Annotated in this window: 34 protein-coding genes; 15 read left to right on the plus strand and 19 right to left on the minus strand. The window is 51.6% G+C overall.

All coding sequences use genetic code 11. The features are described 5' to 3' along the window. Nucleotides 1-411: 411 nt before the first annotated feature. The 3 genes from rirA to PMI41_RS06770 form a co-directional block, all read right to left on the minus strand. A complete protein-coding gene (gene rirA, locus PMI41_RS06760; protein ID WP_008123114.1) occupies nt 412-873 on the minus strand; it encodes an iron-responsive transcriptional regulator RirA in 462 nt (153 codons plus the stop codon). 142 nt (nt 874-1,015) lie between these two features. Beyond that, the gene (locus PMI41_RS06765) at nt 1,016-1,261 is read right to left on the minus strand and encodes a hypothetical protein (protein ID WP_008123116.1); all 246 of its coding nucleotides are present in this window, start codon (nt 1,259-1,261) and stop codon (nt 1,016-1,018) included. A gap of 211 nt (nt 1,262-1,472) precedes the next feature. Further along, nucleotides 1,473-1,781 carry a hypothetical protein gene (locus PMI41_RS06770; protein WP_008123117.1) on the minus strand — a complete coding sequence of 103 codons (309 nt, stop codon included), beginning with the start codon at nt 1,779-1,781 and terminating at the stop codon, nt 1,473-1,475. On the opposite strand from PMI41_RS06770, the gene PMI41_RS24965 reads away from it, so the two are divergent. Beyond that, on the plus strand, nt 1,766-2,152 hold the full coding sequence (locus PMI41_RS24965; protein ID WP_157179328.1) for a hypothetical protein: 387 nt from the start codon (nt 1,766-1,768) through the stop codon (nt 2,150-2,152). The genes PMI41_RS06770 and PMI41_RS24965 overlap by 16 nt on opposite strands. Nucleotides 2,153-2,194: 42 nt before the next feature. On the opposite strand, the gene PMI41_RS06780 is transcribed toward PMI41_RS24965, so the two are convergent. Both PMI41_RS06780 and PMI41_RS06785 read right to left on the minus strand, forming a co-directional pair. Continuing rightward, a complete protein-coding gene (locus PMI41_RS06780) occupies nt 2,195-2,560 on the minus strand; it encodes a putative quinol monooxygenase (protein ID WP_008123119.1) in 366 nt (121 codons plus the stop codon). 66 nt (nt 2,561-2,626) lie between these two features. Next, the gene (locus tag PMI41_RS06785; RefSeq protein ID WP_008123121.1) at nt 2,627-2,806 is read right to left on the minus strand and encodes a hypothetical protein; all 180 of its coding nucleotides are present in this window, start codon (nt 2,804-2,806) and stop codon (nt 2,627-2,629) included. A gap of 237 nt (nt 2,807-3,043) precedes the next feature. Here PMI41_RS06785 and PMI41_RS06790 point away from each other — a divergent pair, with 237 nt between their 5' ends. Beyond that, the gene (locus PMI41_RS06790) at nt 3,044-3,490 is read left to right on the plus strand and encodes a host attachment family protein (protein ID WP_008123122.1); all 447 of its coding nucleotides are present in this window, start codon (nt 3,044-3,046) and stop codon (nt 3,488-3,490) included. Nucleotides 3,491-3,692: 202 nt separating this feature from the next. Here PMI41_RS06790 and PMI41_RS24970 read toward each other — a convergent pair whose 3' ends face one another. After that, the gene (locus PMI41_RS24970) at nt 3,693-3,851 is read right to left on the minus strand and encodes a DUF5320 domain-containing protein (RefSeq protein ID WP_008123123.1); all 159 of its coding nucleotides are present in this window, start codon (nt 3,849-3,851) and stop codon (nt 3,693-3,695) included. A 243-nt stretch (nt 3,852-4,094) separates the two neighbouring features. Further along, a complete protein-coding gene (locus PMI41_RS24975; RefSeq protein WP_008123124.1) occupies nt 4,095-4,244 on the minus strand; it encodes a hypothetical protein in 150 nt (49 codons plus the stop codon). A gap of 465 nt (nt 4,245-4,709) precedes the next feature. Between PMI41_RS24975 and PMI41_RS06795 the strand changes: the two genes are divergently transcribed. After that, nucleotides 4,710-5,180, plus strand: coding sequence for a flavin reductase family protein (locus PMI41_RS06795; RefSeq protein ID WP_052025850.1), 471 nt, complete (start codon nt 4,710-4,712; stop codon nt 5,178-5,180). A gap of 7 nt (nt 5,181-5,187) precedes the next feature. Here PMI41_RS06795 and PMI41_RS06800 read toward each other — a convergent pair whose 3' ends face one another. Next, entirely contained in the window at nt 5,188-5,433 is a 246-nt protein-coding gene (locus PMI41_RS06800) for a hypothetical protein (RefSeq protein ID WP_008123126.1), read from the minus strand. Nucleotides 5,434-5,679: 246 nt separating this feature from the next. On the opposite strand from PMI41_RS06800, the gene PMI41_RS06805 reads away from it, so the two are divergent. Beyond that, entirely contained in the window at nt 5,680-6,003 is a 324-nt protein-coding gene (locus tag PMI41_RS06805) for a hypothetical protein (protein WP_008123127.1), read from the plus strand. 24 nt (nt 6,004-6,027) lie between these two features. Here the strand turns inward: PMI41_RS06805 and PMI41_RS25555 are convergent, their stop codons facing one another. From PMI41_RS25555 to PMI41_RS06815, 3 genes are all read right to left on the minus strand, one after another. After that, the gene (locus PMI41_RS25555) at nt 6,028-6,153 is read right to left on the minus strand and encodes a hypothetical protein (protein WP_280113445.1); all 126 of its coding nucleotides are present in this window, start codon (nt 6,151-6,153) and stop codon (nt 6,028-6,030) included. Nucleotides 6,154-6,282: 129 nt separating this feature from the next. Then, nucleotides 6,283-6,990 (minus strand): glutathione S-transferase N-terminal domain-containing protein, encoded by a 708-nt coding sequence (locus tag PMI41_RS06810; protein ID WP_008123129.1) that lies wholly within the window; start codon nt 6,988-6,990, stop codon nt 6,283-6,285. 101 nt (nt 6,991-7,091) lie between these two features. Beyond that, a complete protein-coding gene (locus PMI41_RS06815) occupies nt 7,092-8,618 on the minus strand; it encodes an ABC-F family ATP-binding cassette domain-containing protein (RefSeq protein WP_008123130.1) in 1,527 nt (508 codons plus the stop codon). Between the two features lie 377 nt (nt 8,619-8,995). Here PMI41_RS06815 and PMI41_RS06820 point away from each other — a divergent pair, with 377 nt between their 5' ends. Continuing rightward, on the plus strand, nt 8,996-9,385 hold the full coding sequence (locus PMI41_RS06820) for a hypothetical protein (RefSeq protein ID WP_008123132.1): 390 nt from the start codon (nt 8,996-8,998) through the stop codon (nt 9,383-9,385). A gap of 1 nt (nt 9,386) precedes the next feature. Here PMI41_RS06820 and PMI41_RS06825 read toward each other — a convergent pair whose 3' ends face one another. Both PMI41_RS06825 and PMI41_RS06830 read right to left on the minus strand, forming a co-directional pair. After that, nucleotides 9,387-10,730, minus strand: a complete 1,344-nt coding sequence (locus PMI41_RS06825; protein ID WP_008123134.1) for a HAMP domain-containing sensor histidine kinase — start codon at nt 10,728-10,730, stop codon at nt 9,387-9,389. After that, nucleotides 10,727-11,401 carry a response regulator transcription factor gene (locus tag PMI41_RS06830; RefSeq protein WP_008123136.1) on the minus strand — a complete coding sequence of 225 codons (675 nt, stop codon included), beginning with the start codon at nt 11,399-11,401 and terminating at the stop codon, nt 10,727-10,729. The genes PMI41_RS06825 and PMI41_RS06830 overlap by 4 nt, the downstream gene beginning before the upstream one ends. Before the next feature lie 162 nt (nt 11,402-11,563). On the opposite strand from PMI41_RS06830, the gene PMI41_RS24190 reads away from it, so the two are divergent. Further along, nucleotides 11,564-12,184: an isoprenylcysteine carboxylmethyltransferase family protein gene (locus PMI41_RS24190; RefSeq protein WP_052025848.1), complete on the plus strand. Its 621-nt coding sequence runs from the start codon at nt 11,564-11,566 to the stop codon at nt 12,182-12,184. Between the two features lie 9 nt (nt 12,185-12,193). Here PMI41_RS24190 and PMI41_RS06840 read toward each other — a convergent pair whose 3' ends face one another. The 6 genes from PMI41_RS06840 to PMI41_RS06865 all read right to left on the minus strand — a co-directional run bounded on the left by PMI41_RS06840 (nt 12,194) and on the right by PMI41_RS06865 (nt 16,058). Continuing rightward, nucleotides 12,194-12,775: a GNAT family N-acetyltransferase gene (locus tag PMI41_RS06840; RefSeq protein ID WP_008123140.1), complete on the minus strand. Its 582-nt coding sequence runs from the start codon at nt 12,773-12,775 to the stop codon at nt 12,194-12,196. Nucleotides 12,776-12,855: 80 nt separating this feature from the next. Beyond that, on the minus strand, nt 12,856-13,728 hold the full coding sequence (locus tag PMI41_RS06845; protein ID WP_008123143.1) for a lipid kinase: 873 nt from the start codon (nt 13,726-13,728) through the stop codon (nt 12,856-12,858). Between the two features lie 191 nt (nt 13,729-13,919). Further along, nucleotides 13,920-14,351 (minus strand): BA14K family protein, encoded by a 432-nt coding sequence (locus PMI41_RS06850; protein ID WP_008123144.1) that lies wholly within the window; start codon nt 14,349-14,351, stop codon nt 13,920-13,922. A 113-nt stretch (nt 14,352-14,464) separates the two neighbouring features. Further along, nucleotides 14,465-14,800: a hypothetical protein gene (locus PMI41_RS06855; RefSeq protein WP_008123146.1), complete on the minus strand. Its 336-nt coding sequence runs from the start codon at nt 14,798-14,800 to the stop codon at nt 14,465-14,467. 87 nt (nt 14,801-14,887) lie between these two features. Beyond that, a complete protein-coding gene (locus tag PMI41_RS06860; protein WP_040853986.1) occupies nt 14,888-15,133 on the minus strand; it encodes a hypothetical protein in 246 nt (81 codons plus the stop codon). A 139-nt stretch (nt 15,134-15,272) separates the two neighbouring features. After that, nucleotides 15,273-16,058: a DUF4394 domain-containing protein gene (locus PMI41_RS06865; protein ID WP_008123151.1), complete on the minus strand. Its 786-nt coding sequence runs from the start codon at nt 16,056-16,058 to the stop codon at nt 15,273-15,275. A 183-nt stretch (nt 16,059-16,241) separates the two neighbouring features. Here PMI41_RS06865 and PMI41_RS06870 point away from each other — a divergent pair, with 183 nt between their 5' ends. From PMI41_RS06870 to PMI41_RS06910, 9 genes are all read left to right on the plus strand, one after another. Further along, entirely contained in the window at nt 16,242-16,844 is a 603-nt protein-coding gene (locus PMI41_RS06870) for a sigma-70 family RNA polymerase sigma factor (protein WP_008123153.1), read from the plus strand. Then, the gene (locus PMI41_RS06875) at nt 16,841-17,539 is read left to right on the plus strand and encodes an anti-sigma factor (protein WP_008123155.1); all 699 of its coding nucleotides are present in this window, start codon (nt 16,841-16,843) and stop codon (nt 17,537-17,539) included. The genes PMI41_RS06870 and PMI41_RS06875 overlap by 4 nt, the downstream gene beginning before the upstream one ends. Nucleotides 17,540-17,673: 134 nt before the next feature. Continuing rightward, a complete protein-coding gene (locus PMI41_RS06880; RefSeq protein WP_040853989.1) occupies nt 17,674-18,009 on the plus strand; it encodes a hypothetical protein in 336 nt (111 codons plus the stop codon). 245 nt (nt 18,010-18,254) lie between these two features. After that, a complete protein-coding gene (locus PMI41_RS06885) occupies nt 18,255-19,136 on the plus strand; it encodes a glycine betaine ABC transporter substrate-binding protein (protein ID WP_008123159.1) in 882 nt (293 codons plus the stop codon). Nucleotides 19,137-19,242: 106 nt separating this feature from the next. Next, nucleotides 19,243-19,860 (plus strand): ABC transporter permease, encoded by a 618-nt coding sequence (locus PMI41_RS06890; protein WP_008123161.1) that lies wholly within the window; start codon nt 19,243-19,245, stop codon nt 19,858-19,860. Nucleotides 19,861-19,864: 4 nt separating this feature from the next. Next, nucleotides 19,865-20,506 carry an ABC transporter permease gene (locus PMI41_RS06895; RefSeq protein ID WP_008123163.1) on the plus strand — a complete coding sequence of 214 codons (642 nt, stop codon included), beginning with the start codon at nt 19,865-19,867 and terminating at the stop codon, nt 20,504-20,506. Next, nucleotides 20,503-21,435 carry an ABC transporter ATP-binding protein gene (locus tag PMI41_RS06900; protein ID WP_008123165.1) on the plus strand — a complete coding sequence of 311 codons (933 nt, stop codon included), beginning with the start codon at nt 20,503-20,505 and terminating at the stop codon, nt 21,433-21,435. Before PMI41_RS06895 ends, PMI41_RS06900 begins: the two co-directional genes overlap by 4 nt. A gap of 16 nt (nt 21,436-21,451) precedes the next feature. Continuing rightward, nucleotides 21,452-22,522 (plus strand): LLM class flavin-dependent oxidoreductase, encoded by a 1,071-nt coding sequence (locus PMI41_RS06905; protein ID WP_008123167.1) that lies wholly within the window; start codon nt 21,452-21,454, stop codon nt 22,520-22,522. Further along, entirely contained in the window at nt 22,519-23,844 is a 1,326-nt protein-coding gene (locus PMI41_RS06910; protein WP_008123169.1) for an LLM class flavin-dependent oxidoreductase, read from the plus strand. The genes PMI41_RS06905 and PMI41_RS06910 overlap by 4 nt, the downstream gene beginning before the upstream one ends. Nucleotides 23,845-23,853: the final 9 nt, after the last annotated feature.

A 23,853-nucleotide genomic window follows, 5' to 3' on the forward strand; every position in this document is an offset into this window, starting at 1 on the left:
GCACATAAAACGTATTTTTGCGGCTTCTGTCAAACGGGCAGGCCAGATTGCGTCATGATTTCAATAGCTTAGAATAGTTCTAAACTAGAAAAATAACATAACCATTTCAATCATGTTTCAGTAAATACGGGTTGGAAGCGTGCTATTTTTTACCCTGAAAGGACGTGTGTCATAACGTCTCATTTGCCGGAATGCGCCAGCAATAGACCTCTCAGGCAGGAGCGATTACAACCGGACACAATCAAATTTCAACCAAGGGGCACAATTTCAGTCGCAAATCAGAGCTTTTTGCTCCCAGATTCGCTCAATTCTCTCGCAAACCGAATCCGTTTGCGGTGAAGCTTCATCAGAACCGCATTACAGCGTTAACCGGGGCAAAAAACCCCAGTCATAATCAATGTTGAAACGAATTCAGCTGGCAGTGGCGAGGCGCGGTGCCAGTGCATCTATTCCGAGCAAAGCACGCACATCGCGCTTGTCGACAATATCGTCGATGGAATATTGGGCCAGCACTTCAAAGAATGCGTTCAGTGCCTTGCGAAGTGCGGAGTTAAGACCGCAGCTGTCGATGAGCGGGCAATCAGCACCGTCTGCTTCAAAGCACTCGGCCATTGCAAAGTTTTCTTCGGTAACACGGACAACATCAAACAATGTGATGTCCGCTGCAGGCTTGCCAAGCTTCACGCCACCATTACGGCCACGTACAGTTTCGATAAAACCGTTTTCAACGAGAGGCTGAAGGATCTTGAAAAGAAATAATTCGGATACCGTATAGGCTTGCGCGATCTCACCAATTCGGCTCAGTTTGCCGTCATTTGCAGCGCAGTACATCAGAATACGAATGGCGTAATTTGTCTGTCGTGTAAGTCGCATTGGAATGTCTTTCTCAACCCGAAATGTCAGGCATGTTCACTCACTAGGCATCCTACTTTAGAATTATTCTGGATAAAGTAAATAATAAATATGATGTTAAAATTCATATTATTGATTGCAAGCATCACGATGGTGAGATGAATCAGACGATCAGAACAGCAATTGAGGAAGCGATCAGGCCAATAGCGATGAGCAGCGAAAGCCCGTAAAGACGTGGCTTGTCGAAAAGCACGGCGAAGCCTGCGGCCCACACAATAATAGCAGCGCCAAGCGCCAGCAGAAAACCCGCCTTGTGCAGCCAGGCTATATGGACAGCCATCAGGCCACCAATGATCAGAGCGCCGAATACGACCATCAAAGCCAGGGCGTAATTCTCGAACTTGTCCATCTCAGGTAACTCACTCTCAGAACTTCATATTGTGAAAGGCCACGCCTTCCAGTCATAAATTGCGGCCAAGACCGACATATTGGCCATTACATAGACCGTTCAACCGTGCGAAAGCAATATTTCCTTCAATCCCGGCAAATAAGTGCCCAAGAAGGATGGTAGGCACAAAAAAGGCCGGGAAAACCCGGCCTGTTTATCCATGATGCATATATCAGCGGCGATAAGCACTTAATCCAATGAGCAGGCCTACCGCAGCAACCGCTGAAACGATTGCGACAGCGGTCAACGGATTTTCTTTGGCTTTATCGGCAACATATTGCGCCTCATCACCAACGAATCTCGCTGCTCTGCGACCGCTTTGCTTTACGCTGTCGTAGGTGGAACTGGCCTGATCGTACAGATCATATCCTTGGTCGGAGAGTGATTTGCTGATCGAGGAAAGCTCTTTGCGCAAAGAAGCGATCTGTGTTTCCAGATCGTCTTCAATTGTGTCGCGAACTTTCGATGTATTCGTTGCCATTCCAAACATTCCTTTGTCATTTCTATCGTTTGCAAAACGTCAAAGGGAATGTTTGGTTCCGTATAGAACCGAAAAGCTATTTCCAGCAGCCGTTATTCTGGCCATTCAGATTATGCGAATCGATATCGATGCCTGCAGAAAAATCGTTCTTTGCAAGAAATACCGCCGTCTCAGGTTTGATCCTGATCTTGTTCCAGCCGGCGCAATTCGAGTTTCTCGGCGGATTCTTATCAGCCCATCGCATTGCGCCACATCCCGTCAGCGCCAGCATGCAGGGCAGAATAACAACCGTCGCTAATATTCTCATCATTTCAGACTTTCAAATAGGGCCATTCGCAAACATCACGGGCTTCAGCAAGCATGCCATATAACGCACAGGTTGCACCATGATACTTTCGTTGCAGAGGATCAAATCAATCATCATTGCTGGCGTTGAGTTCCTGCGGCGTTAGTCCTTCAGCCGGCGTTTTACCATCCACGGCTTGCGCAAGAATAAGTCTGCTGGATTTCAATAGGGGACCATTTGCTTCACGCACCCTTGCAAGACGCGGATTGGATTCATGAGCAGTCACCGCCGCTTCGTTGGCATAAAGCTCGTTTACCATTACCTTGTTTGGAATAGGTGTTCCGTCCCGCTTGATCGGCTTTATAACTTCGAAGCGCAGGCAGCCGGGCTCTTCTTCAAGAGTCTTTCTGGCGTGTTCGCGAATGCGGGTCAGGAACTCCTCTTCCTTGCCTTCATTCGTTTCGAACTCAACGATAATAGTCAATGCGGTCATGAATCCTGTCTCCCATCTGGATAAAAAAGGTCTAACAGGGCCAACAGGTTAAATCCAGACAGCCGTTCACTGCCGTCGCAGGAAAACCAATAAAAGCGCACCCATGATCATGGTGCAAAGGCCTATCACTAGCCAACGGGTCTGCCCCACCATGAAACTGCCACCAATCAGGCTCAACCCCTGAAGCGTCCATATGCAGCCAGCTATGATCAGCAGTGCCGCAATGATCCTCAAAATAACTTTCATCTGTCCTCCACATCCCATTTTTCGCCAATGAAAATTCAAACAAAAAATCCGGAACATCTCGAGAATCCGGGCGTTAGTTTTTAGTCCGCCATCGCATGCAGGCATACCACAATGCCGATCGAGTGCGATAAGCACGGTTGCACCTGCAGCCAAGGGTAAAGACCACCCTAGTCTCAAACGGAAGGAAACTCCCAATGAAACTTGTCCAGTACCAAAACTCGAATAGTGGAGTTTAAAATGGTGGATGTAATGTTGAACCGGAAAACCTGGATCGTTGTTGCAGATGGTGAAAAAGCCCTGTTTCTTCAAAACCAGCGTGAAGTGAACAATGTTGAGCTGCGCACTATCCATGAAATGACACAGAGCAATCCCGCAACACGTGAGCAGGGCACAGATAAGCCCGGGCGTTTTTCAGACGGACCGACAGCGCACCGCAGTGCCGCCGAAGAAACCGACTGGCATGAGATTGCAAAAAAACGCTTTGCAAAAGAGGTTGCCGATGAGCTTTACAGCTTTGCACATAAGGGCGATTTCGAACGGCTTGTGATCATCGCTCCGCCGGTTGTGCTGGGTGAAATGCGTCAGGAATTCCACAAGGAAGTTTCAGACAAGGTCGTGAGCGAAATACCGAAGACACTCACCAATCACCCGATCAGTGACATTCAGTCAATTCTCGCTGCTTAGCCGGGTTATTTCAAACAAAACCCTTGGCCATGCGGTCAAGGGTTTTGCAAGTTGAGGCTTGATTCGGCTCTAACAAACTGGACTCTGGATAAATATATCGCGCATCGTTTCAGTGCGGCTCAGGCTCAAGGCACCGCTACACTCAACTTACTGCCATTTTAACACAACTGTCGTCAGATTCAACGACCGACCCGAGCACGTATTATTTCAATCGGGCTTTCAGGCGTTCATTTTCCTCTTCCAATACTTTAATTCTTTCTTCCAAAGCATTGATGGCTTTAAAAACTGCTACGCCCATACTTTTGAAATCTCCGCTATGAATAGCAGCTTCAATTGCTTGCCTCGCGTTTTCGAGCGACATCGTTCTCCTCCCACAACCACCTTGAGCGATACAAAAGTCGGCTTTCACCGTACAATTTTGCCTGCCCGAAAAGGTGCTCCAACTTGATGTAAAAGAAAAGCCCAATCCTCAGGGGCGTGAGGACTGGGCTGTTGGCTTGTGGGGTTTAGCCAAGACTGGTTTGGGGGAACCAGTACACACGAAATGCAATTCCCCAATATTTGGTTCCAACTGTTTGAAAAAATATTTGAGGTAAGGTGATTATTATGCCGACGGCAGGAGATTGAAGATTACGGCCAGATGGAAAACAACAGCACCGGCGAATATCAGCAAACCTGTCAGACGATCAGAACGAATAAACTTCTCCTGTTTAACAGGCATGGTTTCGCAGCTATTGGCTTCAATCAGGCTCATGCAGATATCCCTCATTTTCAGGGAAGATAATGCGTGAATTGATACACGATTAAAACGATAGAGATTATTTAAACTGGCGGCTTTGCGGATGAAGTTTGCGCATAATGCGCCTGCAACAGAATATTTTTATCCTCGCAATTCGGCGCTATCTGAATAACCCTGCTGCGTTGGGCTCGTGCTATCCTTGGCGTTTTGTCTTTTGGGAATTCGATTTCTCGAAATCAGGCGATACGCAAAAACAATATCGCGAAATAGGCGGCTGCTGAGCAAATCGTAATCTGGCTGACGGTATAGGGGATGTGCTGCAATAGGAAATGCGGAGAGTCTCGTTCTCCACGTACATGTCGGCAGCAATCGAGGAATGACAATCCAATGGCTTTACTTCAAGCAGGAGCCGCGCAAGTTCATCAAAACTTGCCGGTTCATAATGATCTGACTGTGGAATCCGCTTCGTTCAAGGATTCGATGCGCCATCTTGCGGGCGCAGTGAGTGTCATTACAGTTGGACGAGGCGATGATCGCAGCGGCTTTACAGCGACCTCAGTTTCTTCTTTGGCTATCGACCCGCCTTCGGTGATTGTCAGCCTCAATCGTGAATCATCTTCTTGGGCTGTGCTGCAGCGCCATCGCAGCTTTTGCGTGAACGTGCTTGCCCATGACCAGAAGCACATTGCAGATAATTTTGCAGGGCGAGGCGGTATAAAGGGTCTTGAGCGCTATCGCGATGCGGAATGGCAGGAACTCGTGACGGGAACATCAGCGCTGAAAAACGCTCTGACCGTGCTCGATTGCGAGCTTGACGAAGCCGTCGAGCGGCATTCCCACGGCATACTGATCGGACGGGTGAGGGCAGTTACGCTGCGTACAGAAGCGGAGCCTCTGCTATACTGGCATGGCGCCTATCGGCACATTACCGCACCGATCGTCAGCGCCTGAACGTCTTTCAGGTAACGATCGTGGTTACAGAACCTGCGATTAATGCAAATGAAACAAAAAGGATCAGCCCGTACAGACGCGGGCGGTCAAAAATGACAGCAAAACCCAAGAAGAACGCACTGCAAGCAGATGCCAGCGCAAAAATAAATGCCGGTTTGTCGCCGGTAGAAATGGCAAACGCCATCAGCCCGCCAATGATAAGCGCTCCGAAGACAATGAATATCCACGTTGCGAAGGTTTCATAGCGGTCCATACTTTACTCCTGCAGTCCACATACAATCATTGCCTGCGATTACAACTGAATAAGTCCACACAGTCAAATCAGTTTGCCCCGCTAATGAGTGCCCGGGCACCAATCGCAACTGAATTCCACAACTTGGCCGAAATCAGGAATTGCCTACCCCGATCATCGCGCAATTTAATCGCCACATCGTTCTGCTGTCATAAACCAATGCCTATAATAGGGACAATTGAATCGTAGACGGAAAGCATACGTGAAATGAACGGGCGAGTCGTTCCAACTGAGAATCCGGAGGTGGCCGGCGAAAAACTTCTGGCATCCATGCTGGCAGGAACGGCCATTCATGCAAAGACAAGCAATAAATTGCGTCAGGCAATTTCACATATCGATGCTGCTAAACAGCAGGTTGCCTTGGCCAGAGCTGCGGCAGACCAAAGTCTGTTACGGGCAAAATCCGCACCGAGACCGCATGAAATTAGCAATCCGGCATTTGTCGAATTATTTGAGGCACATCAGCGGGATAGGGAAGTTCTATTTGCCGCAATGCGTGCATTGGAGAATGCGCGTTCCGCTGTGGAGTAGTGTTGCTGAATTGGGTCAGACGATTCAGCAAATATAGACGATCAAGGCTGCGACAGCGACACCAATACCAAATATCGCAAGATACCAGCCTTGGGAATTATGCACTGCCCATGCATCTTCATCGTCTTCGTCGAAATCATCTACTACCAATAATCCGATCCTTCCGGTGGATGTTCTGAGGGCGCTTGCCACTGGCTCCAACCCTCAGATTACTTATGGTAGTAAGATAACGCATCAAAATGCAAACAGTTTCAACACTGCCTGAATTTTAGGCCGCCCTTATTCGAGGCGGGCGGGAATTTCCAGTCCACGTTGTACGGCTGGGCGTGCCAAGCCACGTTCCAGCCAAGCTGGAACATTCTTGAGAGCATCAAACTCGACAATCTCGCGAGCGCCATAGAAACCGATCAGGTTACGGACCCAGCCAAGCATGGAGATATCAGCAATGGTGTATTCATCGCCCATGATCCAATCACGGCCTTCAAGACGGGTTTCAAGAACGCCGAGCAAACGCTGTGATTCAGCGCGGTAGCGCTCGTGCGGACGCTTGTCTTCATATTCGCGGCCTGCAAACTTATGGAAGAACCCGAGTTGACCGAACATCGGCCCGATAGCCGCCATCTGGAAGAATACCCATTGGATGGTTTCATAGCGTTTCGCCGGATCGGCAGGGAGAAGCTCGCCGGTCTTTTCCGCCAGATAAAGCAGGATCGCGCCCGACTCAAACAGGGCAAGCGGCTTGCCGCCCGGACCGTCCGGATCGATAATTGCGGGGATTTTGCCGTTTGGATTTAGCGACAGAAACTCCGGCGTCCATGTCTCGTTCTTCGTGATATCGACGAAGTGAGGCTCATAAGGGATGCCAAGTTCTTCCAGTGCTATGGAAACCTTCACACCATTGGGCGTAGCCAACGAGTAAAGCTGCAGACGGTCAGGATGTTGTGCGGGCCATTTGGTGTCGATGGGAAAAGAGGACAAATCAGTCATTTGATATTCCGTTCTGGCGTTTACGAGTCGTGGGAAGCTAGCATGATCGCCCGTCAAAGTGTTCCGGCGAAATGCTGTTTCACCGAAACACTTTTGCTTGATCAGGCAGTTGCAGAGAAGGATGCGAAAAATTCTTCCGGCCCTTCAACTTCAATCAGGCGGCGCTTCTCGATCAGCCAGAAACGGTTTGCGATAGCCCGCACAAAACTGCGATCATGGGAGACCACCAGACAACTGGCCTCATGCGCCATAAGCTCGTTTTCCAACGCCTCCTGACCTTCAATGTCCAGATGGTTTGTCGGCTCATCCAGAAGATAAAAGTTAGGATTGGACAATCTTAAAACCAGCATTCCCAACCGCGCCTTTTGCCCACCGGAAAGAACGCTGTTTGACTTGTTTTGGATATCAATGCCAAGCCCCGCGCCCGCCAGCAAAGTGCGAACACGCTGATCACCAACATCGAAGCGCCTGCTGATCGTATCGAACGGCGTTGAATTGTCCGAAAGGTCTGACAAGGCCTGATCGCCATAGCCGAGCACAAGCGAAGGCGTTGCCTTGAGTGAATCAGACGATGCGGCTGGATTGGTGATTGATTTTCGGATCATGTCGACAAGGCGCGTCTTGCCTGCACCATTCAGTCCCAGAAGGACAATGCGGTCACCCTGACAAATCCAGCGCTTGCCGGTGTTGAACAGAACTGTACCATCTGGCGTGGTAACCGGCGCATCGTTCAGCGTCACGAGAACCTTTGCATGAGTACCGCTATTGCTGAGCCTGATTGCGCCGGCAGAGCGCTCCTGATGCGCCGGTCTGGCAGAGTCTTCCAGCCGTTCAGCACGTTGCTTCAACTGCTTGGTCTTCACAGTCAGCAGATCGCTGCCCGAATTGATGGCGATATTGTTCAGTTTCGCTGCCTGCTGACGAAGCTGTTGCGCGACCTTCATATCCCGTTGAAAACGCCGGGCTTCGGATGCGTCAATCTCATCCAGAGCCTGTCTGGCACGGCTGTAGGGCAGTGAGAAGACTTGCGAATTCTCCGGCCGCAGAAACAGCGTGCGATTTGTGGTCGCGTCAAGAAATGCACGGTCGTGGCTACAAATGATGATCGGCACGTCACGCGGCAGATTATTAATCCAGCGCTCCAGCTGGGTAATCTTTGACAAATCGAGGTGGTTCGTCGGCTCATCAAGCAGCAGGACATCCGGATCCGTCACCCAAATGCGTGCAAGCAATGCAAGCCGCTGCCAGCCGCCGCTAAGTTTTGAAAGGACACGCTGGCGCAACTCATCCGGCACATTGAGCGAATCGAGCACGATATCCACACGCCAGCTTTCGCTATCGATCTGATCGGCGGGTAGGGCCATTAGCACTGCTTCATAGAAAGGCGTGTTCATAAATCTTTCGGGCACGATCTGTTCGACATGGCCCACTCGCAGACCTCGCGTGCGGGTTATGTCGCCCGTTGTTGGTTCAAGATCACCGGCAAGACTGCGCAAAAGGGTGGATTTACCGCGCCCATTGGCTGCGATAATCCCGAGCCGGTCACCGGCTGCGATTGCTAGATTAAGATTGGTGAACAGCGGTGCACCGAGGGTAATGCCAAGGTTTCTAACGTTGATCAAAGTCATGTTCGTTCTCTGGACTGCCGAGCAGATTCTGCATTCCGGATGCGAATCGAAGGCGGAGATCGCCAATACTCGGTGAATTATCGATTGGCAGCGCGCCTGATTTCAGGTCGAACGCTGCACTCCACGAAGGGCAGACCAGGATATGAACTTGAAAGAGAGTTCCGGTCAGCCCTGCAAACGCGATTGCAGGGCATAGACAGGGCCGCGCTGACGATGCTGATGAAATGGTCCGGTCATGTGCAGCCCTCCTTTCTTGATAGTGTTCGGCGCATAGATAACATTGCTTTTTGCCGGATGCAATCAGCGCGCCCTCAAGCGTAATGCCAGCGTAATCTGACAATCCTATCAGCTGAGCATCAACTCAGTCAGGGGGATATATGTCAGTTTCCAACATCAAACGCTGGCCGCGCATCGTGGCGACCGTTCTTTTAAGCACCGCATTTCTTGCTGGATGTGCATCGGACATCATGAAAGGCTATATCGGAAAGCCGCTGGAATCCGTTGTGCTCGATTATGGTCCACCAACAAATGTTATCGAAATGGGTCCGGGCCGCAAAGCCTATCAATGGCGCAAGATCAATACCAACGTGGTTCCCGGCACATCTACCGAGGAAGTTCGCAAAACCAGACATGGCAGAACTTATCAGACCATCGAGACGCCGGGTTATGTGCAGGAAACCGAATGTTTCTACACATTCTATGCGGATTACATCAATGGTCGCTGGTACGTCATCGACTTCCGTAAACCAAAGCTTGAATGCGAATGAGTTAGCCGGCGAGGGGTATTGTGATCCGGAAACAAGCACCGCTTGAGATTCCATCTACTATGGTCACATGCCCGTTATGCCGGCTGACGATCTCTTTCACCAGATTGAGCCCCAATCCCGCGCCATGGTCGCGCGGGTGCAAGCGGTAGAATGGCTCGAACACCTGCTCTCGTTCGCTGACAGGTATCCCGCTACCCTCATCGGACACCTCGATGACGCCATCCCGTTCAACGCGTATCGTTATATCACCCTGCTGCCCGCCATATTCGATAGCGTTCTGGACGAGATTGATGACAGCACGCTCAAGTGCCCCTGTATCGCCCATAACGAATACGCCGCTTACTCCTGCCTCCACGGACAGTTCGTAGCCTGACGCAATGGCGAGCGGGGCAAGATCGGCGGCAACTCTTTTGCAAATGACCGCAAGATCGACACGCTTGAAGCTGGCCTTATCGCGATCCAGACGCTGCAAGTCCAGAAGTTGCTCAGCAAGAGCCGCGATCCGGCCTGTATCAGCCAAAAGCCGTGTACGAAGCGGATTGGCGGGCATGGTTTCCACTCTCGTTTGCAGAATGGCAATTGGCGTACGCAACTCGTGTGCCGCATCAAGGATAAATCGTTGATGCCGCTCGTAACCCGCATCAAGACGTTGCAATGCACCATTAACGGCATGGACAAGAGGCCGCACTTCAGCAGGAACATTGTTTTCCGGGAGCCGGTCACCCCGCCGGTCAATATCAATTTCTTCTGCCTGACCCGCAACCACAGCCAACCCGGAAAAAGCACGCGTAACGATCCATGGGATAGCTATGATCGTAATGAGCGTCAGGATGAGCAGGATCGGGATCATCAGGAGATTGGAGAGAAACAGCACAACAAAGGTCAGACTGAAAAGGCGTCCTTCACCCAGAACGGTAAATCCACCTGCCGGGCCGGACGTTTTTCTGATTACGGCAGAATAGGTATAGGGTTGGACCATATCGCGGATATCGGCAAAGCTCACCCGATCAAGATGTTTTGCCATACTCTGATAAACCGGCGGAACGTCTCCAACCGTAATGACTTCGCCTCGATCGCTGCGAGCGACAAACCAGAAGTCCGGCACAGCATTACGCAATGCCTTCAGTTCCTCCGTTTCATCCAACCGCAGGTGCCCGTTTTCATCCCTGACCATCGCTCGCGCAGCAATCTCGGTGACTTCAGGATCGACCAGTGCGCCACCCAAGTCGGCTCGCACCAGCAGCGCCACAAGCGCCAGAACAAACAGGAAGAGCAACACAACCTGAAACAGCAGCAATTGCCAGATCAGCCTGCGCTTCAGCGAATTGCGGGAAAATGACGTCATGAAAGACACCGCAACAGATAACCCACGCCGCGTATGCCATGTACTTCGACATCTGCACCCGCGTCTGAAAGTTTTTTCCTCAAGCGGGACACGTGCGAATCCAATGCATTGGACTGAATTTCATCATCAAAACCATAGACTGCCTCTTCGAGAGCACCTCTAAGAACTGTACGGCCTTGCCTGCGAATAAGCGCCTCCAGAACCAGCAATTCACGCCGCGGCAAGTCGAGGATTACTCCATCAACGCGTGCTTCGCGATTATCAAGATTGAACTCAAGTTTGCCCAAAGTGGCAATGAGAGGCGCTATAGCCGAAGGACGACGCAGGAGCGCCCGCAGGCGAGCCAGCAATTCCTCTACGGCAAAAGGTTTTGCCAGATAATCATCTGCTCCCATGTCAAGTCCAGTAACGCGGTCGGGTACGGAGCCGAGAGCTGTAAGGACAATAACCGGAATGCTCACATTGGTTGATCGCAGATAGGTCAGCAGCGATATACCATCGCCGTCAGGCAATTGCCGGTCCAGCACAATGGCATCGTGCACCTGTTCGCTCACTGCATATTTGGCTATTTCAAGCGTCGGCGCATGATCGACAATAATATCGAACTGCGTGAGGGCTTGGCTTAGTGCCTCGGCCATTTGCGGCTCGTCCTCGACAAGCAATAAACGCATATTATTCCTCATTTCCAACGCTATGAATTTCTCCGCAATATCGGGACAGACAGTTGCGTCAGTATTACGTGCTTGTTCACGATATGGGAACGTTTCGCAATGCTGCTGCAATCCCATCGATTCATCATTGCTCATGTTTGTTCGAAGCGAATGGGGTCAAGTATGGCAAATCTTTCGGGGACGGCAGGGCGGCCAGCGCTAAAGCGAAAGCGAACCATTTTTGCATTGGGTACGCTCGCAGTGATGTTGTTGGCCACACAGCCGCAATGGGCTATTGAAAGTGCAACCTCCACTTCGATCCGTTTGACAGGCCTTGTGTTCATCGCAATTTGTGTCGCCGGACGCTGCTGGTGCGGACTGTATATTCCCCAAACCCGAACCGGGCCACTTATTACCTACGGTCCATATTCCATTGTGCGTAATCCCTATCATCTGTTCTCGGTTCTAGGAGCAGTTGGTGCCGGATTTCAGCTGGGCAGCCTTATTTATGGATTTGTAGCAGGTATCACCGCGTTGGTTGTCTTTTCTTCGACGATAAAACGAGAAGAACGTTTTCTGTCAAACCTGCACGGTGTCGAGTATGAATATTACCGCCGTCACATCAGGCGGCTGGTTCCAAGCATACGCCGTTGGCGCACCGGTCGTCTGGCCAATTACTCCGCCGAAACAGCCGCCGCGGGCCTTCTTGACTCGCTTCACTATTTCGCGGTCATACCATTCGCATGGTTCTTGGAAAGCTTGCACGCGTCGGGCGGATTGCCTGTCGTGTTTACTTTGCCTTAATGCCGCTTGTTATGAGCGGGCTGTCCTTGCGCACATATCCTGCCATTCACTCGCCAAGGCGGCATACACATACTCATCACCCCACACATCATTGAATCGATCATTTTGAATAAGATGTGCTTCGCGGCGGAGCCCCAGTCGCTCGACAACTCCGACCGAGCCCTTATTATCCACATCCAGCCGGGCAAAAATCCGGTGGAAACCAAATTCAATGAAACCCACATTCATCACGGTCTTGACGGCTTCTGTTGCATAGCCTTTGCCGGAAAATTGAGGGTTGAATATATAGCCAATTTCACCTTGCAACGCATCGCGGCTGGCAAGCTTCAGGCTCACGTCTCCAACAAGTGCATCATCGTTGCGGGAGATGACGGCCACACGAAAAGCATCTCCGTCATTTTCAAACGGCGCACCGACAATACTGTCAAATTTCTTTTGAATCTCAGGCACGGACAAGGGTGCGGTATAGAGATACCGGTATAGTTCTGGAAGTGTATGATAAGCGGCATAAGCTGTGAAATCAGCAGGCACGAATGCACGCAACACAAGACGATCCGTTATCAAAGGCAGGGGTGAACTCTTGAGATTCATGGGCTCGTGGGATTTGAGAAAAGAAGACAGTAATAGATCAGCGATTTACAGATTTACAAGTCCGCCACAAATATCTGCAATCAGGGCACAAAAACCGCAATTGCCTTTTCCCGTATGGTAAAACGAACAGGCGTTTCGGTCTTCAATTCGCCATCCAGGTTGACCCGGCGCGGCTTTCGCGTGCGGATTGTCAAATCTTTGGTTGAGAATGCCCGCACATCATCCCATTGCCCATGGGTGCCTTTGCGCAGACTAGGCAAAAGGGTCAGCAAACGCCACCAATGGTCAACCTCAAGACTATAGAAGTCGAGCAGACCATCGGTTGCCGTTGCATCCTCATGAACGGTCATGCCGCCGCCATAATGCCTGCCGTTGCCGACCGCGATCTGCAGGGTGCGCAACTCTTCGCTGACGCCATCATGTTCCAATGTGGCTGTGAAAAGACGGGAGTCTGCCAAAAGCCGTGCGGCAACGAGACCGTAGCCTAGCTTACCCCAATATTTCTTTGCTTTTTCGGTGAGCGACATGGCGAGATCCGCACTAAAGCCAATGCTGGCAACGTTGAAGAACGGAAATCCGTTGGCATCGCCAAGGTCGACGAGCGTGGTTTTGCCTTTGACGATACTGTCGATCGCGGCCGGAATATCCAGTGGAATGCCTATGGTGCGGGCAAAATCATTGGCTGTCCCCAGGGGCAATACGCCAAGGGGGAGGCCGGTGTCGAGCAAAGCCTTGGCGCAATCATTCAGCGAGCCGTCGCCGCCTCCAACAATCACCAGATCAATGTTCGCTGCATGTTTATGAATGAGATCCGACAGGGGCTGACCCCGGCTGGGTGCATCTTCGATAACATCAATATCGGCCTGATCCAGCAGTTGCCGAACCTGAACAATGCTGGCCTTGCCACGGCGGGCATAGGGGTTCACCAGAACCAAAGCTCTCTTCGCTGTCAAACCGATCTCCAGATTGGGGGTAAAATCACTGCTTACACATTGCCAGTATGATTCAGTTCATTTTCCGGCGATTTTCAGCATATGTGGCGGCAGGAGCCGGTATTCAACAAAATACGATGCTTGATGTTTGCGCTTCTGGTAGAAACCAAAGAAAAAGGCGGCTCCGAGGAACCGCCTTTCTTTATCGCCTATCAATTATAGGGCGAATAGCACTGCGCCCGCGGACCGCCATAAGGCTGATAGCTATTGTCCCAAGACCGGTACGAACGATACTTGTTATAGCACCACTGAACGTGTGCGCTGCCGCGTACTGGTGCTACCCGGCGAGGTTGGTTGGCAATTGCGCCGCCAATGATCGCACCCGCCCCAAAGGCTGCCAAAGGATACCACCATCCATCATTATGGCGGCGATAGCCCGGGCGGGAATGGCGATAGCCACGATGCCCGCGCCAATGGTGACCACCACGCCAGCGTCTGTCACTACGGTACTGGACCTGATCGACACTGGACTTGATTTCAAGCGGGGCAGGTACAAAAGGAGCTGCGGTCGCAGGAATGATCGATGTAACGCCCATAGCCATGCTCAGTGCGCCTGCGAAGATTGCGGAAACTATTTTTTTCATCACTATTCCTCCTGAATAAGAAGTTCAGAATGGCTTCTGCCATATGAATGCCGGATGAACAGTACGCTATCTAAGTGCCCTAAAAGATTACGTTTTTGTAATCTTGCGAGTGACTACTTTGCAGGCAGAACGGTGCAGGCGGTTTCGCCCTGAACCGGTTTGATTAGTGCAGTCTCAGCTTCTTTCTTGAGCTTGGCTATTTGCGCGTCTGCATCGCTTTCAGCCACACCAGCTTCGATCAGACCGGCTTTGGCATCCGCTACGCCTTTTTCATAAATGGATGGATCATTTTTGAACTTTCCGCACTCCTGCGAGACCGACACAAGGAATGACGCATTGACCTCTGCCTTTTGCTGGGGTGTTGCGGTTTTCGGATCATAGGATTGAGCAAAAGCAGCTCCAGCTTGCGCAACCACAAGAGCGGCGAGAGCGTATCGATACAGTTTCATGAATGGTCTCCAGAACAGAACGAAGTGAATCAGCGCAATATTTTAAGGAGAATACCCTTCATGTAAACCGATCCTGACAGCCTGTTATCAGCGCGATAAACGCCGTTCGTTTGCTTTGACTTTTCGGCGGTAATTACTGACGATTGAAGCTGGCGAAGACCCCATGGCAAGACGAAAGGCCGACTGACCGGCAGCATCGATTTTTTCCTGGAGCATCAGATTTGCTTCCGCCATCGCGGCAGGACCGCCGACTGACATTTTCCACATTCGGAGCCAGACCACGCGCTGCGATTCTGCACCCAGAAGCCACATATTGAACCAGTAATTATTCATGATCTGATCTACCCGCGACCGGAGGAAGGCTATGCTGCCTTTTGTACAGCTAGCATAGAACTCGCGGGATAAGGGCCAGTTCCACCAAAAATCAAAAATCGCCGGATGGCGCTATAGCCATCCGGCGGGTAGCATTCGGTTATTTGGCCTGCATGACCGCAATCGCACGGGGTTCGCCGCTTGCCCCCTTTATCTCATTCGACAGCGTTGCGGCTCCCGATTCGAGATTAACGGTATAGAGGTTACTGCCATTGATGAGCCAGGCGGTGTTTTTTCCGTCCTTGTCCGTATGGATATCGAATGCATAGTTTGCTGCGGGCTTTTCTATACCAAGCTTGCCGATAGCCTTCAGCTGACCATCGTTCGGCGGTGCCTGCTGGATCAGAGCGACGATTGTCGCATCAATATTGTACATCGCCGTCTTTTCCGGCTTTCCGTAGGAATTGATATAGGCAGCTGCCACGATGTTTGGTTTTTCGCCTTTGTGCATATCGCCTTCTGCAAATGCCAATGGACCATCGACGGTGACTTCACCGGAATCCGCATTGACGCGATGATTGGTAGTGCCGGTCATATAGCGCAGCCGGTCTGCCATCGGATTGAAGTCCACGATGACCGGGGCAGAGCCAATTTCAAGCGGCTTGTTCATCGCTGAAAGCTTTGTAGCTGCTCCGGTTGAAGGATCGATCGTGACGATGCCACTATCTGGCGTCACGCCAACGAGCGTGTTGTTTCCCGGGCGAAAATCTATGCCCACAAGTTTATCGACGCCTTCCACGTCAACGGACTTCGAGACTTCCGGCTTGTCCGTATCAAAGAATATCAGCGTCTTGTCTCCAACAAGTCCAACCGCAGGCGCGGCAAGAGCCGCAGAGCCTGTAATTCCCAAGCTGGCTGCAACCGCAAAAAAACTAATGATTTTCATGTCTAGTCTCCCTTTTGAGCAGGTCAGGTTGACCGCTTCAAAGGGGAGACACGCCAACTGCATTTTTGGATGCAGGGGCAATCAAAAAACTTTGCATCCAAATCACCGACTGCTGTGTAGTCGGGAATAGAGGCACAGTTCCGACGCTGGACGGAACTGTTTAATTCATGGCAAGGATAGACGATGGCCGGATCGGGCTTGAATTTGCGAGTAATCATGCGGGACAATGAAACGACTGGCATTGCGCAACCGGACCTTGCCGCTGCACTCATCCGGTGCACGAACGGTGATAAGCAGGCTTTACGTGCCATTTTCGAAGCAGAAGGCGGCAGGCTGATCGCAATTGCCCAAAGGATTGTGCGCCGCAGGGAACTTGCTGAAGAGGTGGTCCAGGACAGCTTCGTGCAAATCTGGACCAAATCTCATCAGTACGATACTTCGCGAGGCTCCGCACGGGGCTGGATATATGCCATTGTCCGCAACAAGGCGCTTAATACGATAAGGGCCAGCAGGCATGAAGACCTTACAGAGCCTGATATTCTGGTAACGCTGGCAGATGCAAATACGGATGACGAAGTGGACCAGGCCTGGGCAGACCTGGGAGCCCAGAGCCGCCTGAGGCAATGTCTTGCAGCGCTAGAGGAAACCAAGCGGAAGCCGATTCTCATGGCATATATTTGCGGATATACCCACGGTGAAATTGCCGGGCGACTGCGTATTCCGCTCGGCACTGCCAAAGCATGGATACGAAGAGGGCTATCAGCTTTGCGGGAGTGCATGGCATGAGCAACGAAGCCCGTTCTATTGATGATCGTGCTGATGACTATGTTCTTGGCTTGCTGGAAGGCAGTGAGCTGGAAACGTTTGAGACTGCATTGATTACGGATGTGTCGATGCAAAATGCAGTGTCAGCGAGCCGTGAGCGCTTTCTCGAACTCGATATGACTGCAAAGCCGGTACCGGCATCACAAGCTCTTTGGGATGGCATCGCAACACGGCTTGATAAGGTCGTGCGCGGACAGGAAGCTCCGCCGGTTGCAGCAAACAACAACGGGCTGTTCTGGCGCAGGCTTGCCCTTGCAGCCTCTGCAGCTTCAATTCTCTTGGCAATCGGGCTTGGCTGGAGTTTGCAGAATCGGCCCGACCCCTTGGTTATCGCCGTACTTCTCGACGAAAAGGGGCAGGCGCAGGCGCTGGTGGAAGATTTTGGAGATCGCAGCGCAAAGGTTACCCTTCTGACCGATTTCACAGTTCCCAAAGACAAGGTGATGCAGGTCTGGACCTTGCCGTCTCAGGAAATGGGGCCGGTGTCTTTGGGTCTTCTGTCGACATCAACCACCGCATTGCTTGACGGGCCTGAACTGCCAAAGCCTCGGCTCGATCAGCTATACGAAATTACGGTTGAACAGAGCGGCGGCTCGCCAACAGGTCGTCCGACAGGTCCTATCCTGGTTAAAGGCTTCTCGAAAGCAGCACATTGATACCATTGCCAACAAGGAATTGTTACGTCGAAATGGCGATGGCAATATACATCGAAGGGATTAGTTCGCGCGGTAAAGTATCAATAGAATTGTAATTAAACACCAGCACCATTCGACCGAATATCCAACGGGGAATGATGATGATTACAGTATTGTTGCTTGGCGCGCTTGTATCTGTCGGGAGCATCGAAAAAGGTGATGCGATCGTTGCGGCGCAGATCGAACTGCTGAAACTTTCCTTTTTCTGCGACGATCCTCTGTATCGATCAAAGCGGAACAGGGTGATCGAGACAATTGCGGAGCTGAAAGGCGTAACTTCATTCAGCGAGAAAACCGTCACCGCCTTGGACGATGCTTTGAAGAACAAGACCGTCAGGCTTGCCACGCCCATCAACCGGGGTGACTGCATGGCGCTGATCTCCGAGGCACAGGAAGCCGTGGACGCGCTTTACGGTCCAGCTGCAAAGTAGCGACGCTCTCCCGAGCCCAACCAAAAATGCAGGGCCAATGCGCTTCAAGGATCAAAACTTCTTGTCGCAGCATGGCAGCATTGGCTCGAACAGCGGTTGCAATCCACTAGTAAATAATTTCTACTTATACGGGAGAAAATGGGAAACCATTCTACGAAACGCACGATCAAGATTGATAACATGAAAAATGATTATTTAAACCAGTAAGATACGACGAGATCTTACGCCAGCTTTTGGGAAATATCATGATCTTGAAACGTATCGCCGCGCTTGGTCTTGGCGCACTTGTAACACTCGCTGGTGCGAGTGCCGGTTTTGCCCAAACGGTAAAGATCGGCAGCAAGAACTTCACTGAGCAGTTTGTCGTTGCGGAAATCTATGCGCAGGCTCTCGAGAAGGCCGGCGTCACTGTTGAACGCCGTTTGAACCTTGGTGCGACGCTTATTGCGCACTCGGCTCTGACAAACGGTGAAATCGATCTTTATCCGGAATATACCGGTACGGCGCTGGCGTCCGTGGTCAAAGGTGACCTCTCTGGTTCTGCCGATAAAATCTACAAGGAAGTCAAGGATTTCTACGAGAAGAACCTGCAGCTGACCTTGCTTGAGCCAACAAAGATCAACAATGGCTATGCGATCATTACGCTTCCGGCAACAGCCGAGAAATACAAGCTCAAGACATTGACCGATCTTGGACCTGCTTCCAAAGAACTGTCCTTCGGTGCCGAAGGTGGTTTTGGCGAGCGCAAGGATGGATTGCCCGGCCTGAAGCAGACTTATGGCATTGAATTCAAGGATTTCCGTATTTTCGCCAAGCTTGGCATCCGTTACAGCGCGCTGACAAGCGGTAATATCGACGTGTCCTATGGTTTTAGCACGGATTGGCAGATTGCCGACAGTAAACTCGTCGTGCTTGATGACGACAAGCATCTTTTCCCACCCTATTACCTTGTGCCTGTAGTTCGTCAGGATACGCTTGCGAAGAACCCGAAGATTGCTGAAGTGCTCAACAAGATCAGCCCATTGCTGAACAATGAAAATATGCGAGATCTGAACGCTGCCGTTGAGCGGGATAAAAAGGAACCAAAGGAAGTCGCTGAAGAATTCCTGAAAGCCAACAATATCTAAGGGTTTCTAGCGGAACCAAAAGTTCCACTGACCATTCGATAAGAACCGGCGGAGATGATTGCATCTCCGCTGTTTCATTACAGAACCGGCGATACAGGACATTCCTTTGAATTGGGCTCCCAAAAATATCCCTGAAATACTGGCCGCAACATGGCAGCACCTGTTTCTGTCGGTCACTTCGGTGTTGATAGGGCTGGTAATTGCACTGGTGCTCGGCATCATCTGCGCCCGCCGCCAGAAGCTTTACGCTTTCGTGCTGACAATAACCGGCATAATCTTTGTCATCCCCAGCCTGGCATTATTTGCCTTGCTTATTCCGTGGCTCGGGCTTGGTACCAAACCTGCGCTTGTCGGCTTGTCTTCTTATTGTCTGCTCATCCTGTTGCGCAATGTCGTGACGGGGTTGCGTGGCGTTCCGGCCGATGTGCTGGATGCAGCGGATGGAATGGGCTACAGCGCCTGGCAAAGGCTGGTCCGTATTGAATTACCCCTGGCAATGCCGCTTATTCTTTCCGGCATTCGAATTGCGCTCGTCACAGTAATCGGCATTGCAACGGTTGCTGCCTTCATTGATGGCGGCGGTCTGGGAACGATCATCCTGACCGGGATTGATCAGGAATATACCGAGAAGATTCTCGTTGGCGGCATATTGACGGCGCTCATGGCGACATTTTTCGATGTCGTTCTAAGCCAGGCTGAAAAACTGATGGCGAGGGGGCGGTGACATCATGTTAAGCACAGCCTTCACCTGGATTATTGAACATCAGCCCGAATTCTATCAGGCATTGGGTCGGCATCTCGTCATGTCGGGTGTTTCCCTTGCAATTGCACTTGCGATTGGATTGCCGCTGGCGATCCTGATCATCAATCGAAGCAATCTTGCCTTCACCGTTATCAATACGGTCAATGCGTTGCGAACGGTTCCGAGCCTCGCCATTCTGGCCATCATGATGCCTTTACTGGGTATCGGCCTCTGGCCTTCCATCGTTGCACTTACTGTTCTGGCTCTCCCGCCAATCCTGCTCAATGCCTTTATCGGTCTGCGCGACGTTGACGCGGACGCTGTTGAAGCGGCAATCGGGATGGGCATGAGCCGCGGGCAGGTATTGCGCAAAATCCGCATTCCGCTGGCTGCACCCGCCATGTTTGCCGGAGCACGCACAGCTGCCGTTCAGGTGCTTGCAGGCGCGACCTTGGCACCTTTCATTGGCGGCGGCGGGCTTGGCGATTTCATCGCGGTTGGCATCAGCATGATGGATATGTCACGCCTGCTTGTTGGCGCAATTCCAATCGCACTTCTGGCGCTGGGGACTGAATTCATCCTTGGCCTTGCCGAAAAAGTCTTCTTTTCAGAAAGATCTGCCGCATGATCAATATGGAACATGTCACGAAACGCTATACTGACGGCGGGCCTGCTTCGGTTGACGATCTGTCCATTGTCATACCCGAAGGAACCACGACAGCGCTCATTGGCCCATCAGGTTGCGGCAAGACCACGACAATGAGGATGATCAATCGTCTTATTGATCCCAGTGAAGGCAAGATCATCGTCAATGGCGAAGATGTGACCAAGGTCGATCCTGTGCAACTGCGCCGTCATATCGGGTATGTAATCCAGCAGGTCGGCCTGTTTCCGCACATGACCATAGCGCAGAATATTGCGGCGGTACCAAAACTCCTCGGCTGGGATGATGCGAAGATCAGGAGCCGGACGGAAGAACTGCTGCATCTGGTTGGTCTTGATCCCAAGGAAATGCTCAAGCGATACCCGCGCCAATTATCGGGTGGACAACGGCAGCGTATTGGTGTTGCCCGCGCGTTGGCAGCTGACCCACCCGTGTTGCTGATGGACGAGCCCTTCGGAGCGATTGATCCGATCGCGCGCACAAGGCTGCAGGCCGAGTTCCGCCAGATATTGCAACGAGTAAAAAAGACGGTCGTACTGGTGACACATGACCTTGACGAAGCGATCAGGCTTGGCGATCGCATTGCTATTATGAAAGACGGCAAGATCATTCAATATGATACGCCAGACACAGTGCTGTCGCATCCGGCAGACGCTTTTGTCGAAAACTTCGTCGGTATAGACAGGGCGATCAAACGTCTTAGCCTGTTTACTGTCGGTGATGCCATGAATGGTGACGCACCAGCAAAGAATGCAAGCACAGTCGGGCAAACGAGTAATCTGCGCGATGCGCTGGCGCTGATGGTTGCCGCCAACAGCGACGTTCTTGCGGTGGTCGACCAGCATGGCACGGTGACGGGCAAGCTAACCCGTGACGCCATTTTTTCGGTTTGATTCTCAAGGAAATGCAATGATGCATCTTGGAATATCCATTACGCCATTCGGGCATCATCCCGGTGCTTGGCAAAAAAATGGATCATCAAATTCGCTTCAGTTAAACCGGATTTCCCAGCAGGTAAAACAGGCGCAGGATGCAAAATTTGATTTTGCCCTTTTCGCAGACAATTCCGGAATCCGCCCTGTGGGAAATCTGACCACACAAGTGCCTTTCGAGCCAACGACTCTGATATCCGCACTGGCAACAGTGGCACATGAGATCGGATTGATCGCCAGCGCGGCAATCGACCAACACGAACCCTATAATCTCGCCCGCCGTTTTGCCTCGCTTGATACGATCAGTCACGGCCGGGCAGGGTGGAATCTGATTGCGTCCGCCTCTGTGCCAAAATCTGCCGAATATATCGATGTCGTCAGCGGATTGTGGGATAGCTGGGAGGATGATGCCTTCATATATGACAAGGCGAAGGGCCGTCTCTTTCTACCTGAGAAAATGCACGTCCTTGATCACGCGGGCGAAAACTTCACGGTTCGCGGGCCGCTCAATGTCAATCGATCCGAGCAAGGAAAACCCGTTATTGCCACTTTGCTGCAGTCGCAGACACTGGAAATTGCAGCGCAAAAGGCTGAGGTTATTTTCATAGACGTGACCACGTCAGAGGAGCTGAAATCCAACCTGTCAGATTTGCAGCGGGCTTTTGATCGCAATGGTCGTAATCGACGTAATGTAAGGATTCTCGCGAATGTCGTACCTTACGTTAGCACGTCTGAAGCCGACGCTAATAAACTTCGACAGGAGCTTGATGGTCTGGCAAGCAATGTCAGTCTCTCGGGCATCGAATTAATCGGTACAGCACAGACTATTGCTGACCATTTGGAAGAGTTGGCCGAACGGGTTGACGGCTTTACCATACTGCCTGCAATAGTGTCCGATGAGCGCGAGACGTTCGTTGAAAGTGTCATTCCGGAATTGCGCAATCGCGGTCTGTTTCGCGACGATTACACGGGAAAAACCTTGCGGGATCATCTTGGTTTGCCAAGGCCGGCCCATCCGGCTGCCATTGCCCCGGAGCATTCACTATGACCCCCAGAAACTCAGGCCAGATGAAACTGGGTGCCTTCCTTATGGCTGGCGGACACCACATCGCAGCTTGGCGGCATCCTGATGCTATTGCCGATGCCGGTGTAAATATTGACCACTTCATCGAACTGACGCGCATGGCTGAAGCAGCAAAGTTTGACATGGTGTTTGTCGAGGACGCAGCAGCAATTCGCGAGCGCGACCCCAACCTTGCCAGTCAGGCGGCACGGTCGACAATGTTTGAACCGCTGTCTCTTCTGGCTGCACTCGCGGTGAATACATCGCATATCGGGCTGGTTGCCACGGCATCGACCACCTATAATGAACCCTATGGTCTGGCGCGGGCATTTGCCTCGCTGGATCAATTGAGCGGCGGGCGATCAGGCTGGAACCTCGTGACATCTGCCAGCGAACTCGAGGCCGAGAACTTTGTTTCCAGCGGATTGAGGCCGCACGCTCAACGCTATGAGCGCGCTGAAGAGTTTGCCGGTGCAGCGGTGGCCTTGTGGGATAGCGTGGATGAAGGCGCTTATCGTCTAAGTGATGGTGTTTATGCTGATCCGGACAAATTGCATCCGGTGGATCATAACGGCAAACATTTCACTGTAAGCGGCATACTCGACAGTCCGCGTTCGCCGCAGGGCCGTCCAGTGATGGTGCAGGCCGGGGCTTCTGACGCGGGCAAAAATTTGGCTGCCCGGACGGCTGATGTGGTTTTTACCGCCGCGCAAACTATCGAGGAAGCACAGGCTTATTATTCAGACCTGAAATCGCGGATGGTGGCGTTTGGGCGGCAGACGGATGATCTGAAAATACTCCCGGGGGTCTCGCCGATTGTCGCCAATAGCGAAAGCGAGGCGAGGGCCAAGTATGAAGCGTTGCAGGACCTGATCCCCGACGAGGTTGGTGTTGCACTTCTTGCCAGTTATTTGAGCATTAAAGACCTTTCGCAATACCCGCTTGATGGCCCTTTACCTGACATGCCTCCGACAGACGGTATTCAAAGCCGCCAGCAATTGATTATCGATCAGGCACGGCGGGAAAATCTGAATATCAGGCAATCAGCCCGCAAATTTGCCGGTGCACGTGGACACTGGCAATTGATCGGAACACCCAAGCAGATTGCGGATGAGCTGGAAGAGCGTTTCCGTGCCAAAGCTGCAGATGGATTCAACATCATGGCCCCATATTTTCCCGGCGCGCTGAAGGATTTTATCGAATTGGTTATGCCTGAACTTCGCCGCCGTGGTCTCTTCCGTGAAGAATACGAAGGCAAAACACTGCGTGAAAATCTGGGCATCAGAATTCCGGAGCGCGCCGCATGAGCAAAGAAA

The sequence above is a fragment of the Phyllobacterium sp. YR531 genome (assembly GCF_000282595.1).
Taxonomy (GTDB): domain Bacteria; phylum Pseudomonadota; class Alphaproteobacteria; order Rhizobiales; family Rhizobiaceae; genus Phyllobacterium.